Here is a 2,621-nt window from a genome sequence, read left to right on the forward strand (position 1 = left end):
ACCGATATTGCCGCTGCCTACCGAACGCGGGTCCGGCAAACGATATAACTTGCTGACAATAATACCGAATGCAATCGAACCGATTAAGTAGGCGGCCACCACCCAAATGATTGCTTCCAGTTCAAACCCAAAACCAAATTCGCTCATATTCAAACTCTCAAGAGATGCGCAGCAGGCGGTATGTCAGCCAGTGCGTGATGTTGTATGATGCCGAATCATACTGGATTCCGGCCCGCGCGGAAATAACAAAGGACGCATAGCGATGGACACGATTTTTCTCGAACAAGTCAAAGTACAAACCAAACTCGGCGTACCGGATTGGGAGCGCGCCGTGCCGCAAACCATTATCCTGGATATTGAAATTGGCTATGATTTTAGCCAGGCCTGCCTGAGTGATGCGATTGAAGATACGATTGATTATGGGCAGGTGGTCGGACGTATCCGAGAGACTTTGGCAGAGCGTAGTTTTAAATTGGTGGAAGCGCTGGGGGAGCATGTTTGTCAGCTGATTTTGCAGGAATTTAAAGCGCAGAATGTGAAGCTGAAAGTGAGCAAGCCCGGGATATTGCCGGGGTTGAAGGCGTTGGGGATTTTGATTTACAGGGAAGCTTAGAGTAGCTACTGGTAAGAACTTAGGCAATGCTCTTTTTCGCCCCTAGGCGAGTTACTATTCTTTGCTTGCCCAAAGAATAGTAACCAAAAGAAAGGGCACCCTAGCTTCCGCTTTTTCCCTGCGTTGCTCGTCAAAACAAGCGGTTGCGAAACTCGACCTGGCAGCTCACCCACATCGTGAGCTGCTGCGGGACTCAAACAAACGCTCCCTTCCTCCTTATTTTGCCTGCGCTACTCGGCGCGTCTGATAGGAGCCCGTGAAAACCACCACGATGAAACATTGGTTGAGCATACTTCATTGAGGGCGCTAATTAAGTTGTTTAAGTTTTAAGACTAAACCACACCAAACTACTCTGCTGAGTGTTTTGTTTTTCCACGATGATTGAGCGGGATGCAGCGAAGAGAGTCATCCAAGTGGCAAGCGTGTGCTTTTTCTCGGCCCCTATCTGACGCGCCGAGTAGCGCAGTCAGCGGGGGAGTTGTCGGCCAGCGTCTGTTCGAGTTCCGCGGTGGCTTGCGTAGTTTGCAAGCCGCTAGGGCGAGTTTCGTTGGACGCCCACGTTGATGAGCAACACAGGAAATAAGCGGAAGCTAGGGTGCCTTTTCTTTTGGTTACTTATTCTTTGGGCAAGCAAAGAAAAGTAACTCGCCTAGAGGCGAAAAGAGACAGTTAAGCACCCGAAGAAATACCTAGTAATACTTCCAGCGAGTGTAGCTATAGTTCTTCTATTGTTACCAAGCTAAACATGAACCTAGCCTGGATTCCAGGCCTCCGCCGGAATGACGACGTGTTGCAAGGAGCATCTGCTTTCGCTAAAGCCGCAGTTTTGCAGGCGCACAGCATGCTGTGCAAAACACATTTACACCGTACGCAGCAATGTCTATCACAACATCTACCCCCGCGGATGATGCATCTTATGCAATTGCTGTAACCTCTCCCTCGCCACATGCGTATAAATCTGCGTCGTCGAAATATCCGCATGCCCTAACAACATCTGCACCACCCGCAAATCGGCGCCATGATTGAGCAAATGCGTGGCAAACGCATGGCGCAACACATGCGGACTGATATGCTGTGAAATGCCCGCCTGCAACGCATATCTTTGAATCAGGTGCCAGAAAGCATGCCGCGTCATCGCATCACCACGATTAGTGACAAACACCGCATTACTCAAACTACCTTTTAATATCTCCGCTCTGGCCTGGGCTAAGTAACGGTCTATCCATTCAGCGGCTTCCTGCCCCATAGGCACCAGCCTTGTTTTGCTGCCTTTCCCGGTCACGCGCACCACGCCATCTTGTGTGCTGACTTCCGCAATCGTGATATTCACCAGTTCAGAAACACGCAAGCCGCTCGCATACAACAATTCCAGCATGGCACGGTCGCGAATTCCAAGTGGTGTATCCACATTTGGCGCATGCAGTAAATCTTCTACCTGCGACTCGCTCATGGTTTTAGGTAATTGCTTGGGCATTTTCGGCGCTTCGATATGCAGCGTCGGGTCTTGCTTGATGAGGTTCGACAGCAGGGCATAGCGATAAAAGCGCCGCAGGGTTGCAATCAAGCGATTGATACTCCTGACTTTTACCAACGGGAAACGATGCGCGAGATATTCCTGCACATGCTGAGATTGCACGTCCCATAGTGTTAGCGCATGCTTGCTGGCCCATTCGGCAAAGCCTTTGAGGTCATTGCGGTAGCTGGAAAGCGTGTTCGGTGAGAGCCCGTCTTCAAGCCAGAGCTGATCGATAAAACTATCGATCTCAGGAAATATGGTGCCTGATGTAGGCTTTTTGTTTTGACGCATGGCGGGTATTTATCTGGCCCGTTGCTCGTGTGCCAATAACCAGCGCTTAATCTCCAAACTACCTTCTACACCTTGCATAAACCCGCCTAGGCCATTGCTGGCGACGATACGGTGACAAGGGTTAAACAAAGGCAAGGGATTGGCACCACAGGCGTTGGCGACGGCACGCGGGCCAGACTGGATAGCGGCAGCCAGTTGCCC

4 protein-coding genes are annotated in these 2,621 nt (G+C 50.7%); 1 reads left to right on the forward strand and 3 read right to left on the reverse strand.

Annotated elements, in window-relative coordinates; translation table 11 throughout:
* Nucleotides 1-147, reverse strand: a 147-nt coding sequence (locus VK958_RS13490) for a glycerol-3-phosphate acyltransferase (RefSeq protein ID WP_325242208.1), incomplete at its 3' end; no start/stop codon positions are given.
* A 115-nt stretch (nucleotides 148-262) separates the two neighbouring features.
* On the opposite strand from VK958_RS13490, the gene folB reads away from it, so the two are divergent.
* Entirely contained in the window at nucleotides 263-613 is a 351-nt protein-coding gene (gene folB, locus VK958_RS13495) for a dihydroneopterin aldolase (RefSeq protein ID WP_325242203.1), read from the forward strand.
* A gap of 892 nt (nucleotides 614-1,505) precedes the next feature.
* Here the strand turns inward: folB and xerD are convergent.
* Complete coding sequence (xerD, locus tag VK958_RS13500; protein ID WP_325242204.1) at nucleotides 1,506-2,420, reverse strand: site-specific tyrosine recombinase XerD; 915 nt, start codon at nucleotides 2,418-2,420, stop codon at nucleotides 1,506-1,508.
* A gap of 9 nt (nucleotides 2,421-2,429) precedes the next feature.
* Nucleotides 2,430-2,621: methylated-DNA--[protein]-cysteine S-methyltransferase (locus tag VK958_RS13505; RefSeq protein WP_325242206.1), on the reverse strand; the 192-nt coding region annotated here is incomplete at its 5' end.

It is taken from the genome of Methylophilus sp., assembly GCF_035460085.1.
Taxonomy (GTDB): domain Bacteria; phylum Pseudomonadota; class Gammaproteobacteria; order Burkholderiales; family Methylophilaceae; genus Methylophilus.